Here is a 15,858-nt window from a genome sequence, read left to right on the forward strand (position 1 = left end):
AGGCAACAGCCTTTTGATTAGTTAACATTAAGGCTTCTAAGATCTTCATAAGCCTTAATGACTCTTTGTTTCATAGATTTTTCACCCTCTCTGAGCCACTTTCTAGGATCATAATACTTCTTGTTTGGTTTGTCTTCCCCTTCAGGATTTCCTATTTGTCCCTGTAAATAGTCATGATATTTTTCAACATAGTTTTTTACGCCTTCCCAAAAAGCCCACTGCGTGTCTGTATCGATATTCATCTTAACAACACCGTAATCTATAGCTTCGTGAATTTTTTCAAGTTCGCTTCCGCTTCCCCCGTGGAAAACAAAACTTACGGGTTTATTTTTATCTACTCCAAGTTTTTCTTTTATATACTCTTGAGAGTTTTTCAAAATAACAGGCTCTAATTTTACATGTCCGGGTTTATAAACTCCGTGAACGTTTCCAAAAGATGCGGCAATTGTAAAGAAAGGACTTATTTTAGAAAGTCTCTCATACGCTTCGGCTACCTCTTCTGGCTGAGTATAGAGTTTTGAGTTTTCAATACCTGTATTATCAACGCCATCCTCTTCGCCTCCGGTAACGCCAAGCTCTATCTCAAGACTCATCCCAAGCGAAGCCATCTTTTTTAGATACTCTTCGCAAGTTGATAGGTTTTCTTCCAAAGGTTCTTCGGAGAGATCAAGCATATGTGAACTAAATAGAGGCTTTCCATGAGTTTTGAAATACTCCTCGCCGGCGGCCAAAAGTCCATCTATCCAAGGTAGAAGTTTTCTTGCTGCATGGTCTGTGTGCAAAACGACGGCAACTCCGTAATGCTCAGCCAAGATATGTACATGTTTCGCAGCCGATATTGCACCTAAAACGGCCGCTTTTTCTCCTTCATTATCAAGCCCTTTTCCAGCCCAAAAATGCGCACCTCCATTGCTTAACTGAATAATAATAGGGGAATTGGCTTCGCGTGCAGCCTCCATAACGGCATTAATAGAGTTCGTACCTACAACGTTTATAGCCGGAAGTGCAAAACTATGCTCTTTTGCATATTCATATAGCTTTAAAAGATCTTCACCCCAAACTACTCCAGGTTTTAGAAAGCTCATCACTCCCATTTCTTCTCCTGATTATATTTTCTTCTCTATTTTAGCGCCTTTTTTGAGCTCTGCGGCTTTTTTAGAGACAACTTCTTGAAATTTATCCATTTTAAGCTGCTGTTTTATTTTATCTTTTACCTCTTCGAAAGTTACAGTTTTGGCGGGTTTTTTATCTTCTACATATATCACGTGATATCCAAACTGAGTTCTGACAGGAGTTTTAGTAAACTCCCCCACATCTAATTTAAATGCAGCGTCACTGAAAGGTTTTACCATCTGTTTAGGCCCAAAATATCCCAAATCTCCGCCGTTAGCTCCGCTAGGTCCAACGGATTTACTTTTTGCAAGTTCTATAAACTTATCTTTTAGTTTATCTTTTGAAGTATTTTTAAGCTCTTCAATAATCTTTTTGGCTTCCTCTTCGCTTTTTACTAAAATATGTCTAGCATGAACTGTTTGGGGTCTTTTAAATTTATCTATATTTTTGTTATAAAACTCTTTCGCCTCTTTATCGCTAACTTTAATAGAATCAAACTGTTTTTTCATCCATACTTCTAAAGCTAAATCTTGCTTGATCTTTTCAAGAGTCTCTTTAAACTCCTTAGACTTATCAATCCCGGATTTTGCCGCATACTCTTTTAAAAGCTGTCTCTCAATAGCTTGATCAACTACTTTCTGTTTTAATTCAGGATTTAACTGATCATACATAACTCCGGCCGCTTTTAAAATGGTATTTACCTCCTGCTTTGTTATAGGTTTGCCATTTACAGTAGCTAAAACTTCTGAAGCCATCATAGCTGTTGCAGCTAAAGAGATAGCAACTACTCCACTTACCAATACTTTCTTCATTAATTTTCCTTTAAAGTGATTTTAATACCTCATTATATCTAAAATTATTTCATATTGTAATAAACATTTTGAACATCATCGTTCTCTTCGAGTATCTCTATAAGTTTTTCCACCTTTTCGGCTGTTGCATCATCTACTTCTATCTCATTATTTGCAACAAGTCCAACGTTGCTTTCCAATATATTAGTTCCGGTTGATTCTACGGCTTGCAAAAGAGTATTAAAATCAGCTGGATCGCTCTCTATCACCAAAACCTCTTCAAATTCTAAAATATCATTTGCTCCGTTTTCGAGTGCCGCTTCCATAACCTCATCATCTTTATCACTTCTTTCAACTGTTATCACACCCTTCTTATCAAACATCCACGAAACACTTCCACTTGTTCCCAAACTACCGCCCATCTTATTAAAAGCGTGTCTAACTGCAGCTACAGTTCTGTTTTTATTGTCAGTTAGAGTCTCTACAATCAAAGCAACACCGCCTGGACCATAGCCTTCATAAGTTATCTCTTCATATTTTACTCCAGGAAGATTACCGCTAGCTTTATCTATAGCCCTTTTTATATTATCGCTAGGCATCGAAACTGCTTTTGCTCTCTCAATAGCCAACCTCAAAGCCGCATTCGTATCCGGATTTGGACCTCCGTCCCTAACGGCTGTCATGATGTCTCTTACGGCTTTTGTAAAGAGTTTTCCTTTTTTAGCATCCTCTTTGGCCTTGATATGTTTAACTTTAGACCATTTATTGTGTCCCGCCATCAAATCTCCTAATTTTTTTTTGATAGAATTATATCAAATATAATGGATATTGGATATTGGTAATTAGGAATTGGGAATTTGGAATTGGGGATTTGGAATTTAGTTGAGTAGTTGAGTGAGCGAGAGTAAAGCAAAGCTTTAGGACAATTGCTTGTTGTCCGTGCCTGAAGCGAAAGCAACGAACATATGAGTTGCTGGTGTACCGAAAAGCAAATCAAGTGAGTAAAGCGAGCGAAGATTTGTGGTTAATGTTAGTTGAATAGTTGGGTGAAAAGTGAAGAGTGATGAGTAATCAGTAATCGGGGAAAAGTGGTAAGGGATAACTTAATACTTATTTCTTATCACTTCACTCTTAGCACTAAAAACTCACACCCACACCCACACTCACACTCACTAACACTAAAACTTAAGGACTTTATTATGGTTTTGAGAAAAAAAGAGGAAATAGCAGAAATTAAAAAAAGATTATTAGCTCATTACCCATCGGCTAAAACCGAACTAATATATAATAATCTTTACGAACTAGTAGTAGATGTAATCCTTTCGGCTCAATGCACGGATAAAAGAGTAAACATAATAACTCCCGCTCTATTTAAAAAGTATCCAAATATCGAAGCTTTAGCAAAAGCGAACGTAGAAGATGTAAAAGAGCTTATAAAAACCTGCTCTTTTTTTAATAACAAAGCAAAAAATTTAGTAGCGATGGCTAAAACCGTAGTAGAAAAATATGACGGAAAGATACCGGAAGACGAAAAAGAGCTTATAAAACTCCCTGGAATAGGTAGAAAAACGGCAAACGTAATAATGATAGAGTATTTCAAAAAAAATCTAATGGCCGTTGATACTCATGTTTTTAGAGTAGCGCATAGACTAGGTTTAAGTGACGCAAAAACAAGAGATGCAACGGAAAAAGATCTTGTAGAAGCTTTTAAAACAGACTTACACAGCATCCATCAAGCAATGGTTTTATTTGGACGATATATATGTAAAGCTAAAAATCCAAAATGTGAAGAGTGTTTTTTATATGAACTATGCAATAGTGAAGATAAAAAGATTTTAAATAGAGATAACCCTGTATCCTAAATTTGTCTTTTTAATCTTTACGATATCTATTCTAGTTTTGATATCTCCTTTTTTGAAACCCGGGAACTTTCTTCCTAAAAGTAATATACTCCCAATATCATAAATAGCTAAAGATGATTTTGGATGCTTTTTTATATAATCGGCAAGTTCTTTGTAATCCTCTTTAAAATAGAGCGTATATCTAACCTTAACCAAAAACTCATTTTTTGATACTCTCTTCTTACTTAAAATCTCTATAGAGCGTACTTTAAAAATCTCTATATTCGTATATGGGGTCAAATAGTTAATTATAGCTTTTTTTATTTTGTTATCTTCATACTCTTTTTTTGAGCACGAAGTAAAAGAAAATACGATAAAAAATGAAAGAATAAAAGTTTTAAGAAATCTCATCTAATATCTCTTCTACAATTTTTACAAAAACCTCTATAGAATTTATCTCAACTCTTTCATGTATAGAATGAGGATTTTGGATATTTGGACCAATAGATACAATCTCTAAATGTGGAAACTTTTTAGATAAAATAGCGCTCTCTAAACCTGCATGGATGGCTTTAAATATAACATTTTTAAAATGTTTTTTGTATATATCAAAAACTTTTTTCGAAAAACCGCCAATTTTAGGCTTCCAAGCAGGATATTTTCCTTTGCTTTCTACAATGAAATCTAGTGATTCTAACAGATCTTTTGTCTCCTTTTCAATCTTTGTTAGTTTTTCGTTATCCATACTCCTTGCCGATAATGATATATCTATCTCTTTAATGTTTAATTTCACAATTGCAAGGTTTATGCTGGTTTTTGGAATTTTAAGATCAAAATCGCACTCTCTAACACCATGCGCAAAACCGGATAAAAATTTTACAACTTTTTCTCCATCTTTTATTGCAAATTGTTGTTTTGAATCTTTACTCTTTATTGTTATAAAATCATTTTTAGGAGGATATTTGTCTAAAGCTATCAATGCAGTTGCAAATGATGAAATTGAGTTTATCCTCTCTCCTCCTTCAAATAGTATCAATTGATAATCATCAATATCTGATAAATAACTTGCTAGAACTTTTATAGCATTGGGTATATCTTTATCTATATCTACTCCGGAGTGTCCTCCTGGAAAAGGGATAGTTTTTATCTCATAAACTCCTTTTTTACTTATCTTTTCGTTTTCACTTCTCTTTGAAGCAAATATATCTACTCCGCCAGCACAGCCTATAAATATTGAGCCTATCTCTTCACTATCTAGATTTAACATATATTTTGCTTTTAACTCTAACTCTAGTTCGTTTGCGCCAATGAGTCCAATCTCCTCATCATTTGTAAAAAGATACTCGGCTTCTATATCCTTACTTATAAAATAGAGCATTAAAGCTACACCTATACCGTTATCTGCACCAAGCGAAGAGTCCTTTGCCCTCAAATAGCCATCTTTTTCAAAAACTTCTATATCTGGTGCTTTTCCAACACACACCATATCATAGTGCGATTGCAGGCAAACTTTTCTTCTGTTTTTGTAACAGAGAATATTCCCGGCACTATCGATTTCAACTACAAAATCGTAATTTTTTGCAAAATTAACTATAAATTCTTGTAGTTTTTTTGTATCTTTTGAGCAGTGAGGAATCGAAGTAATCTTTTTAAATATATCCAAAATTTGCATATAAATCCTTGTTATTGGCCTATTGGTATATTAGTTAAATTTTAATCAATAGCTAATATACCAATAGCTAATATACCAATAGCTAATATACCAATAACTACTAACTAAAAATGTTTCCCTTTTTCTTTAAAAATATCAGGAAGTCTATTTTTATCCGTTTTTGTCAAATCTTCTTCTATATATCTAAAAAGTTTTTGGGTTGCTTCAGGGTATTTGGAACTTAAAGATTGTATATAACTCCATACCCTTTTAAAAATACTCTGAGGTAGTGCTAAAAAATATTTAGGAGGATTGTTCTCTTCAACTATTTTTACGATATCTTCAGCAATAGCTTTGATTACATCCTCTTCCATCTTCTTTTCAAGCTCATGTTTTTCTCCTGTGTCTGCTCCCATTCTACCAGAATCAGCTTTAAATCTCCCTGCATTATCTGTTACAATATCTTGAATCCTCCAGTGAGACTCCACATAATCGATAGAGTTGATAAGATCTAGTTTTATATTTTGTGGTTTTAAACCAGCTTCTGCCTCTAAATCTCTCGGATTTGCTTTGTAAACTTTCATTTCTCCTAAATTAGATACTATTACGATATCTCCTACTTTCATTTTATTTCCTTTTAATATAAGTGTTAGTGTTAGATTGGTATTTAAATTTTTAGATTATTTCCTTCTAACATTAATTATTATTTTATCAGTTATTTCCTAAAAATTTGTTGTAAAAATAGTTTGTTGCTTCAACAAAACCTTCCACACTTCCACAATCAAACCTTTTTCCTTTAAACTTATAAGCCAAAACCATTGAGTTTTGAGCCTGAGTTTTTAAAGCGTCCGTTAACTGAATCTCTCCTCCAGCTCCAGGTTTTGTCTCTTTTAAAATCTCAAATATATCAGGAGTTAATATATATCTACCGATAACTGCTAAATTACTTGGGGCTTCTTCAGATTTAGGTTTTTCTATCATGTTTGATACTATATACACATCATCTTCTAAGTTTTTTGTTTCAACGACTCCATATTTGTGTATATGCTCTTTTTCCACTTCCATAACCGCAACTATAGAACATCTATATTTTTTATAAAGCTCTATCATCTGTTTTAACACACCTTCATTTTCCCCTTCGCAAAGATCATCTGCCAAAATAACGGCAAAAGGCTCATTTCCTATAAGAACTTCCCCCGTTAGCACCGCATGCCCTAAACCTTTCATCTCTTTTTGTCTGGTATAGGTAAAAGTACAACTGTTTATAAGAGAGCGTATCTCCTCTAAAAGATACTCTTTTGATGTACCTTTTATCTGGTGTTCAAGCTCATAGCTTATATCGAAATGATCTTCTATAGCCCTTTTGCCTCTTCCGGTTATGATAGCCATAGTGTCAATTCCTGCTTCTATAGCTTCTTCTACTCCATATTGGATAAGAGGCTTATTGACTATAGGCAACATCTCTTTAGGTATCGCTTTGGTTGCCGGTAAAAACCTGGTACCGTATCCGGCTGCTGGGAAAAGACACTTTTTAATCATTTTTCACCTTTAAACGATTTTATAAAAAGAAATATTATGATAATTTCTATTATAAAAAGCAAAAAGTGAAGATAATAGACTTGCTCTTTTTTATCTGTAATAGTTAAATACTCTAAAAATTTATAAAAGATATACGATATTCCCATCCCAGCTAAGTATCCATACTGTTTACTAACATCTACTAATGTTAGAAGAGTTTTTTTACGAACTATCAACGTCTCAGCCCTAACAAGATAGGCTCCAAACATAAAAGTTAACTGATACCCCGCATAAACTATTAGGGCTGTCATATAGTCATAAGGTTCTATTAAAAAAACAGTAACAAGACTCAGCATTATAATCTCGACAAAAAGAGCGATTAAATAATACTTTTTTATATTTAAAAGAACTTCGTAAAACTTAGCGATTATAAGCATACCTACGGCCAACAAAATACCCCCTAAAGAAAACAAAGAGGGCTCAAGCGGCTCGTATATTACAAATATTGAGCCGACCGAAAGCCCCGTAAATAAAGAGTTAAAAAGTTTATATCTAACATAAATTTTTGGAATAAGTCTCAATTAAAAACTTCCCTCTATTCCTACATAAAAGCTTCTACCAGGCGTGCCGTAACCATTAATCTCTTGATAAAATCTATCAAAAATATTCACAATCTTTACTACACCTGTAAAATGCGGCGCGAAATTGTGTCTAAGAGTTATATTTGTTACGTTATATTTTCCGGTTTGATACCCGTTAAAATCATATCTTTCACCAACGTAATAACCATCTAAGCTAACACTATGTTTATCAGTTGGATACCACAAAACTTCATAGCCGAGTTTCCAGTTTGGCCTGTTAGCTAAAGATTGACCCTCTGAATCTTTTGTTATAAATCTCGTATAACTTATGTTAGAAAAAAGATTTTCTAACATATCTTTAGAAATTTTAGCTTCCACACCTTTAAAAATCGTCTCTCCTATCATATTGTAATAGTAATCGTTTGGAGTTAGCCAATTGTTATCTGGGTCAATCCACTGTATAAGATCTTTTACTTTTGTTTTAAAATATGTAATTTTCAAAATATCGTTTCCCAAAGATATATCGTATCCTACAGATTTCTCCGGATTTAGATTTTGCGTTGCATTATAATTTAGTTGAAAGATTAATGGAACCTGATATCCACTTCCGTAATTAGCACTTAAATAATAATCCTTAAAAATATACTGTTTAACTCCAAGTTTGTAAGTGATTTTATCATCAAAACTGTCATAATTGTCGCTTCTTAAAGTTTGCGAAAATATCGTTTTTCCACCTAAAAACTTATTGTAGTTCGTCACATAGAAGTATCTATTGTGATAATCCTCGTTTAAATCTGTTCCTGCGGAAAGCCCCTGATAAAATCTCTGATATCCTACTCCAGCTTGCAAAAACGAGTTTTTATTGTAATCAAATCTATCTTTTATCTCATACTCTTTTACACTGCCGCTATATCCTCCATACTGACTTCTTTTAAATTTTGAATATTTGAAATTTGCCTCTATTTGGTGTTTTTGAAGATTTTTTAAATATTTGATATTGTAAAGTTTATCTCTTATATCATTATAGTTATATGCAGTAGTTCCCCATAGTGTTGTTTCTATATCATTACCGTCAATCCCGGCACCTGTATCATAATGAACATTTGCTTCTATGGAAGTAAAAGAGGCTTCTAGGCGATCATTTTGAGTGATATCATAGCCTAGTTTAATGTTTAACGTACTATTTTGATACCCATCATCTTCCCAATCAAGTTCGTCTCCTCTTTGACCATATAAAGTCGAGTCCTGTCCTGGCTCAGCAACAGAAAAACCTTTGGTATCAAATCTGTCAAATCCCAAAGAGATATCAAAGTTTTCGCTTTTTTTTGCAAAGAATATTGAAAAAATCTTAGTATCAAAACTTCCGCCTTCTACTTTCATATTAAAGACGGCTTTTTGCTCTTTTGTAGCTTTTTTTGTTACGATATTTATAACGCCAGCTATAGCGTCGGCTCCCCATATCCCGCTTTGAGGCCCTTTTATGATCTCAATTCTCTCTACATTGTTAAGATTAATAAGTTCAAAAGCAGCACCGTTAAGATTTGAAGGATCGTTAAATCTCACTCCATCAATCAAGACTACCGTTCTTTTAGGATCAAGTCCTCTTAGATAAACCCCCGTCGTCTGGCCAAAACCGCCGTTTGAAGTAAAAGCTACACCGCTTACTTCGCCAAGTGCTTCCTTTAGCGTTCTATAACCTTTCTCTTCAATCTCTTCTGAAGTAATTACCGTAACATCGTCACTAACATCGCTCTCTTCTTGCAAAGTTTTACTAGCGCTTACCACAACCTTTTCAATAGTAGCGACTGTAGCAGCTTTAGCATTTAAAGATACCATTGAAACAGTTGCAGCAATAGCCGCTAAAGAGAAGTATCTTTTTTTAAACCCTTTTGCTATCACCTTTTCTCCTTTTAAAGATTTTAAAAACCAAATTCTATCACAACTATCCCCTAAAACTCTATCCCTTCTCTTGCTTTAATTCCCCTGTCAAAATAGTGTTTAATCTTTTTCATTTCAGTTACTAAGTCGGCCTTTTGTATCATCTTTTGAGTAGCCCCTCTTCCCGTTAAAACAAGTTCAAACTCTTTCGGTTTTTTACTCATAAGTTTTAATATATCATCCTCTTTTAAAAGTCCAAAATGTAAAGTTACAACTATCTCATCGAGTATCAAAAGATCAAAATTTCTTTTATAAACTTCAAAAACCTTTTTATACTGATCTCTTACCATAAATATCTGCTCTTTTGATGGTTCTTTTATTATAAACTCTCCGTTCCACTCTCTATCAACATTAACACCGAGATTTTTTAGTATTTCAATTTCATATGATTTCCAAGACTTCATAAACTCAAATATAAAAACCTTTTTACCTGCCCCTATGGCCCTTAGCGCTAGACCCATAGCCGCCGTTGTTTTACCTTTACTATCTCCCGTGTAGATTTGGATCATTACTATCTCCAAAATCTTTATGATGATTTCATCTCCATGCTTTAATACAAAAACCCAAACAACCATAAAGGAATAACATTTTTACTTCCAATTTCAATATCGTCTTTTACGATAAAAGCGTTTTCAATATTTTTAATCTGTTTTTTTGTTTTATTTTTACCGCCAATTTCAAAAGTATATCCATTTACTGTAAAATCACCTTTTTTAGCAACCTGAAGTTTATAATTTTCAAGCATTGATGCAAAGAAAACTTCTCTAACAGTTCCTATTTCTCGTGTAGAACAATAAGCATAATGTAGATTAGTATTATTTAAGTATATTTTTTCTGGTTTAGTTAAAATATCATTTCCTCTATACTTGCTCCAAAGAAGTCTTAAAATTTTAGATTTTTGCAAATAATAAAAATAGTTATACAATCTTTTGTAATCATTTTTGCTCATTTGCATTTTAGCCAAAAACTCTTGCATATTGAGGGTAAAAGGATAGCTCTCGCATATTAATCTGACAATCTTTTTTAATTTGGTAACTGTTTCATACTCAATGGGAAAAACAGACGGGATATCCACTTCAATAGAGGTATTTACAACTTCATTTAGTTTTTTAAGATAATTTTCCTTGTCATCAAAATAAAAAGGATAATACCCTTTTTGAATATACTCTTTAAACTTCGGTTTTAATAAAAATTTATCCAATAGTTCATAAGCAATATCAGTATGATTTTTTAAAATATCTTCAAGTGAAAAAGTAGGCAGAGTTTTTTTCAAATCCATCTCTAAAAACTCTCTAAAAGAAAGTCCCCTAACCTCAAATATAACGGCCCTTCTACTTAAGTCTGCTTTTGCATTATCAAGCTTTATTGCACTACTTCCGCTAAAAAAAACTTTTATATTTAAAATATCATAAATTTTTTTTAGTTCTATCTCAAAATTAGAATATTTGTGAATCTCATCTATTACAACAACCTCACCCCCCTCTTTTACAAAAGCTTTCACAATTTCAAACAATGAATCTATCATAATAAAATCAGCACTAATATAAAGTTTCTTACTAAAAGAGGCGGGATACTCATTCAAATACTGTATTAAAGCAGTTGTTTTTCCAACACCTCGTGCCCCGATAATTCCTGTCAGTTTAGAAGAAGTATTGAAAACTTGATTAAAAAAATATCTTTTATAATTTTTATTTTTATAAGAAGAAAATATCTCTTTTTGGTAATCAAAGATTTCATTTAATATTTCATTTTCAAACATATAAAGCCTTTTATGTTTATAAACATAAAAATTATATCATGTTTTAGGTTTAAAAACATAATTTATACAATTTTTTTCTTTCTTTTTTTATCTTATGGAGTAGCATGTGGTATAACTTGTGAGACCTTTTTTCTTGAATGATATTTAAACCATGATTTTGCAATAGACTTTATCACATTACCACTTAACACCAGGTTTTTGGCAATTAAAAATTTTTTGACTTATCACTTGTAGAAAAAGCTCAAAATTTTTAAAAAGCCTTTAAATCTCAAGCAAAAGCGCAGTGCAACAGATTCTATTGCAAAATCCTGGATAATACTTGCTTCGCAAGGCATATTGCTTCCCTCTATCCAACTATTGCGCTAATGAAGAAGAAAAATATGTAGCTTTTTCAATCAATAGTCGGGTTAGAGGGAAAATTTTTTTTGGATAGTGTTAAATTCTCTTTTTAACTCATCCAAAGTTATAAGCTCTCTTTGCGGCTCATTAACTCTTTTTTTCGCTTCCAAAACATCTTTTATATCTTGCAAATACTCTTTTAAAGCCTCTTTTATAAAAAAGCTTTTTGGCCTTTTAGTAAGCTTTGCTATCTCTTCTAACTCTTTTTCTAGCTCTTTATCAAGTCTAACGCTTATCATAACTTCTCCTACACATTAAAATACTTCGCCTCTGGATGATGCACCACTATTGCACATGTGGATTGTTCAGGATAGATTTGGAAAGTCTCACTAAGTGTTATGCCAAACTCCTCTGGTTTTAAGAGGTTAAAAATATGCCTATTTAGCTCCAAGTCTGGACAAGCAGGATAACCCGGAGAATATCTTGCTCCCTGATAACCCACCATCTTAACATCTCTTAAATCCGGTTTTTCAACTCTTAATATTCCAAGTTCTATTCTAATCTGTTTATGAACAATTTCCGCTAAAGCTTCGGCAAGCTCAACACTAAGACCGTGAACCAAATGATATTCGTGATATTTTCCAGCTTTAAAAAGTTCGCTTTCATATTCACTAAAAGAACTTCCCGCACTCACACATGTAAAAGCACATACATCCATTCTTTCTGAATGAAAATAATCGGCTAAAGAGCGGTGAGGTTTTTTTCTCTGCCTTGGAAAAGTAAAAACTTCGATAGCATCGCCTATTATATTTTCCAAAGGCTCTTTATTTATATTATTTTCATCAATCCATCCAAAACATTCTGGAAATACAAAAAGCTTGTTATCCTCTCTTCTAACAGGCCAATATCCATAGAGAATGGTGGGTTTAAAAATATCTTTTAGTTCGCTTTTGAGTCTCTCAAAAGCTGGTATTACCTTTTCGTTAAGTTGTTTTTCGTACTCCTCTTTAGTGAGTCCTTTTGATTTATAACCCCATCTCTGTTTAAAAAGTAGTCTCTTATTTATCCATTCATATGCAAGTTCTGGCTCAATTTCTAGTGTTTTTCTTCCCCAAAAGGGTGGAATGGGAACTAGTGCCAAAGCAGGCAAAACAACATCTTTGGGATCTATTTTAATCTCAACTTTTTCTTTAACTTCAACTATCACCTCATCATCACCGTCACTTCCAAGCCGCGTATCAAGGTTGCCCTCCTCTATACGGCTCATAGCTACTATCCCGTCAAATGCATCACGGCAGTAAAATATAGCTCCATCGTATGCGGGCCTGCAAAACTCGTCCACAAACTTTTTAGTCAAAGCCGCGCCTCCGAGCAAAACGGGCACGTTGATTTTTCTTTTTTTCATCTCTTTTAAATTTTCAAGCATAACCTGAGTTGATTTGACTAAGAGTCCGCTCATTCCTATAGCATTGGCGTTATGTTCTTCATAGGCTTTTATAAAATCTTCCAATTCAACTTTTATTCCTATATTGACAACGTTAAACCCGTTGTTTGTTAGTAAAATATCTACCAAGTTTTTTCCCACGTCGTGAACGTCGCCTTTTACGGTTCCTAAAATAAGTGTAGTCTGCGAAGACTTCTCCTTTTTGGGTAAAAACTGGTTTAGATAATCCACAGCGGCTTTCATAACTTCGGCGCTTTGCAACACAAAAGGAAGCTGCATCTTTCCGCTTCCAAAAAGCTCGCCCACCTCTTTCATTGCCTCTATCAATATTTCGTTAATAATCTTTTCTGGATCGATTTTATCTTTTGCTCTTTCTAAAAGAGGCATCATCCTCTCTTTATCACCATCTATTAATAGCCTCTTTATCTGCTCTTCTAAAGGAAGTTTACTAAGTTCGTCATCGCTTTGCTGCTCTTTTTTCTCGGCTTTGCTAAAATGCTCTATAAACTTAAAAAGCGGATCTCCTTTTTCTCGTCGATTAAAGAGTAGATCTTCACAAACTTTTCTATCCTCTTTGCTTATCTTATGATAAGGTATAAGATTTTTAACATTTACTATAGCCATAGTAAGACCCGCTTCTACGCAGTGGTGCAAAAATACGCTGTTTAGATACTCCCTTGCATGTTTATCAAGACCGAATGAGATATTTGAAACACCTAATACAGCTCCTACTTCTGGATGTCTGCGTTTAAGTTCCTTTATGGCCTCAATAGTTTCTATAGCGGCCGTATGATACTCTTCATCACCGCTTCCAACTGTAAAGGTTAGAAGATCAAAGACAAGATCTTCTGGATTAAGGCCGTGTAGATTTACAGCTCTATCATACATTCTCTCGGCAACTTCCACCTTTTTCTCTTTAGTTTTTGCCATCCCCTCTTCATCTATAGCCAACAATACAAGAGCCGCTCCATATCTTTTTGCCAATTTACATATAGCGTCAAACTTCTCTATCCCATCTTCTAAGTTAGCTGAGTTTATAATAGGGCGTCCACCTATATGTTTTAAAGCAGCTTCAAGAGCTGGAACCTGTGTAGAATCCGGCATCAAAGGTAGAGGTATCTTTTCGTTGTAAAGTTTTATCACTTCTTTCATATCTTTTGTTTCATCACGACCCGCAAAACCTACTGAAACATCAAGTCCATGCGCTCCGCTTCTTACTTGCTGCTGAGCCACACTCAAAGTTCCCTCATAATCGCTATTTAAAAGAAGTTCTCTAAAAGCTTTGCTTCCAGTAGCATTACTCCTTTCGCCTATCAAAAACGGAGGTGGATTCTGTTTTAAAGCTCTTCTTTCAAAAAGACTTGACAAACTTCTCTCTATCTGTCCTGAAGGAGGAATAGGTCTTTTACCTTTTACCGCATCAGCAAGAGCCTTTATATGCTGAGGGGTAGTCCCGCAGCATCCACCCAAAAAAGTAACACCCGGATATTTTGTAAATCTTGCTTCAAGTTCTGTAAACTCTTTAGGCCCCATAGGGTAGTATGTATATCCTCCTCTGTTTTGTGGAAGGCCCGCATTGGCGTGAACGCTTATAGGTTTATCCCAAACCTCGCTTAAAATCTTTAGATGTTTTTCCACCTCATCAGGACCTGTTCCGCAGTTAAAACCCAAAGAGAGAATATCAAAAGGCTCTAAAATCACCGCTAGCGTCTCGGCATCCGTTCCTATGAGCATAGTTCCGTTCAACTCTATAGTAGCACTAACCATTATAGGGATTTCGCTAGCCACATCTTCACATGCATGGATTGCCGCTTTTATCTGAAGAGGGTCCTGACAAGTCTCAAGCAAAAAGATATCGGCGCCTCCATCTTTTGCTCCCTTAAGAGTCTCTACATATCCGTTATACATCTCATCATAATCGATATGATTAAGACTAGGCAGTTTCGTTCCGGGACCTATAGAAGCCGCACAAAATCTTGGTTTTTCAGGAGTACTAAACTCTTCGCAGGCCTCTTTTACTATTTTACATCCAAGATAGCTAAGTTCATAGGCCATATTTCCTATGCCATACTCGTCTAAAACCCATGGCATAGCACCGAAAGTGTTGGTTTTTATGATATCCGCATCGGCTTTTAAATATGCTTTGTGAATGGAGCGTATCACATCTGGAGCAGTTTTATTTAGAAGCTCGTTACAACCCTCTTTCCCCTCCCAAGCACTAGGCGGAATCTCTTTAGATTTTGCTTGGAGCTGCGTTCCCATCGCTCCATCGATGACTAAAATTTTTTCTTTAATAAGCTTTTTAATATAACTTTTTTTCATATATCCTCTTAAATTTAAGAAAATTTATTTATAATTATACATTAAAAAATATCATAAAAGGGTAAATATGGGATATAAGAAAAAAATTAAAAACTTACTTACAGGCCAAATTATAGAAAAACCAGAACCAGTCGATGAAGAGGTTCTATTTGACGGTGGCGTAATGATAACCGAAACTGATACAGCCGGTATCATTACTTACGCCAATAGAAAATTTAGAGAGATGACAGGATATACTAAAGAGGAACTTATAGGCTCGCCCCACAATATCAACCGTCATCCCGATATGCCAAGTGCCGCGTTTGAAACTATGTGGGAAACAATAAAAAGTGGCGAATATTGGGAAGGATATGTAAAAAATATGCGAAAAGACGGTCGATATTATTGGGTTATTGTTTGGATAAAACCTAAATTTGACGATAAGGGCAATATTGTAGGTTATATAGCCGGAAGAAAAGTTCCCGATCGAAATATGATAAAAAGAGTAGAAGAGAAATATAAAAAGATGAAAGAGCAAGAGAGTTAAGTTTGAGACCGTTCATAATTTTGTGTCACCGATAG

At 34.4% G+C, this 15,858-nt stretch carries 15 protein-coding genes; 2 read left to right on the plus strand and 13 right to left on the minus strand.

Annotated features, from left to right (window positions below):
- Window positions 1-17: 17 nt before the first annotated feature.
- Genes fbaA through NIL_RS07300 form a run of 3 tightly spaced genes read right to left on the minus strand, consistent with a single transcriptional unit; the run spans window position 18 to window position 2,683 of the window.
- A complete protein-coding gene (fbaA, locus tag NIL_RS07290; RefSeq protein WP_187647143.1) occupies window positions 18-1,094 on the minus strand; it encodes a class II fructose-bisphosphate aldolase in 1,077 nt (358 codons plus the stop codon).
- A 12-nt stretch (window positions 1,095-1,106) separates the two neighbouring features.
- A complete protein-coding gene (locus tag NIL_RS07295; protein WP_187647144.1) occupies window positions 1,107-1,925 on the minus strand; it encodes a peptidylprolyl isomerase in 819 nt (272 codons plus the stop codon).
- A 44-nt stretch (window positions 1,926-1,969) separates the two neighbouring features.
- Window positions 1,970-2,683: a YebC/PmpR family DNA-binding transcriptional regulator gene (locus NIL_RS07300; protein ID WP_187647145.1), complete on the minus strand. Its 714-nt coding sequence runs from the start codon at window positions 2,681-2,683 to the stop codon at window positions 1,970-1,972.
- Window positions 2,684-3,103: 420 nt separating this feature from the next.
- Here NIL_RS07300 and nth point away from each other — a divergent pair, with 420 nt between their 5' ends.
- On the plus strand, window positions 3,104-3,766 hold the full coding sequence (nth, locus tag NIL_RS07305; protein WP_187647146.1) for an endonuclease III: 663 nt from the start codon (window positions 3,104-3,106) through the stop codon (window positions 3,764-3,766).
- Here the strand turns inward: nth and NIL_RS07310 are convergent.
- The 10 genes from NIL_RS07310 to metH form a co-directional block, all read right to left on the minus strand.
- Window positions 3,740-4,156 (minus strand): hypothetical protein, encoded by a 417-nt coding sequence (locus NIL_RS07310; protein WP_187647147.1) that lies wholly within the window; start codon window positions 4,154-4,156, stop codon window positions 3,740-3,742. The two genes, nth and NIL_RS07310, sit on opposite strands and share 27 nt — an antisense overlap.
- Complete coding sequence (locus NIL_RS07315; protein ID WP_187647148.1) at window positions 4,143-5,417, minus strand: zinc-binding metallopeptidase family protein; 1,275 nt, start codon at window positions 5,415-5,417, stop codon at window positions 4,143-4,145. The genes NIL_RS07310 and NIL_RS07315 overlap by 14 nt, the downstream gene beginning before the upstream one ends.
- Window positions 5,418-5,521: 104 nt before the next feature.
- Complete coding sequence (locus NIL_RS07320; RefSeq protein WP_187647149.1) at window positions 5,522-6,022, minus strand: host attachment protein; 501 nt, start codon at window positions 6,020-6,022, stop codon at window positions 5,522-5,524.
- Window positions 6,023-6,107: 85 nt separating this feature from the next.
- A complete protein-coding gene (galU, locus tag NIL_RS07325; RefSeq protein ID WP_187647150.1) occupies window positions 6,108-6,935 on the minus strand; it encodes a UTP--glucose-1-phosphate uridylyltransferase GalU in 828 nt (275 codons plus the stop codon).
- The gene (locus NIL_RS07330; protein WP_187647151.1) at window positions 6,932-7,495 is read right to left on the minus strand and encodes a hypothetical protein; all 564 of its coding nucleotides are present in this window, start codon (window positions 7,493-7,495) and stop codon (window positions 6,932-6,934) included. The genes galU and NIL_RS07330 overlap by 4 nt, the downstream gene beginning before the upstream one ends.
- Window positions 7,496-9,394, minus strand: coding sequence for a TonB-dependent receptor plug domain-containing protein (locus NIL_RS07335; protein ID WP_187647152.1), 1,899 nt, complete (start codon window positions 9,392-9,394; stop codon window positions 7,496-7,498).
- Between the two features lie 50 nt (window positions 9,395-9,444).
- Window positions 9,445-10,008, minus strand: a complete 564-nt coding sequence (locus NIL_RS07340; protein WP_197972063.1) for a cob(I)yrinic acid a,c-diamide adenosyltransferase — start codon at window positions 10,006-10,008, stop codon at window positions 9,445-9,447.
- Complete coding sequence (locus NIL_RS07345) at window positions 9,984-11,192, minus strand: ATP-binding protein (protein WP_187647153.1); 1,209 nt, start codon at window positions 11,190-11,192, stop codon at window positions 9,984-9,986. Before NIL_RS07345 ends, NIL_RS07340 begins: the two co-directional genes overlap by 25 nt.
- Before the next feature lie 407 nt (window positions 11,193-11,599).
- Entirely contained in the window at window positions 11,600-11,830 is a 231-nt protein-coding gene (relB, locus tag NIL_RS07350; RefSeq protein ID WP_187647154.1) for a type II toxin-antitoxin system RelB family antitoxin, read from the minus strand.
- Window positions 11,831-11,838: 8 nt separating this feature from the next.
- A complete protein-coding gene (gene metH, locus NIL_RS07355) occupies window positions 11,839-15,297 on the minus strand; it encodes a methionine synthase (protein WP_187647155.1) in 3,459 nt (1,152 codons plus the stop codon).
- Window positions 15,298-15,364: 67 nt separating this feature from the next.
- Here metH and NIL_RS07360 point away from each other — a divergent pair, with 67 nt between their 5' ends.
- Window positions 15,365-15,823: a PAS domain-containing protein gene (locus NIL_RS07360; protein ID WP_187647156.1), complete on the plus strand. Its 459-nt coding sequence runs from the start codon at window positions 15,365-15,367 to the stop codon at window positions 15,821-15,823.
- Window positions 15,824-15,858 lie beyond the last annotated feature (35 nt).

The sequence above is a fragment of the Nitrosophilus labii genome (assembly GCF_014466985.1).
Taxonomy (GTDB): domain Bacteria; phylum Campylobacterota; class Campylobacteria; order Campylobacterales; family Nitratiruptoraceae; genus Nitrosophilus_A; species Nitrosophilus_A labii.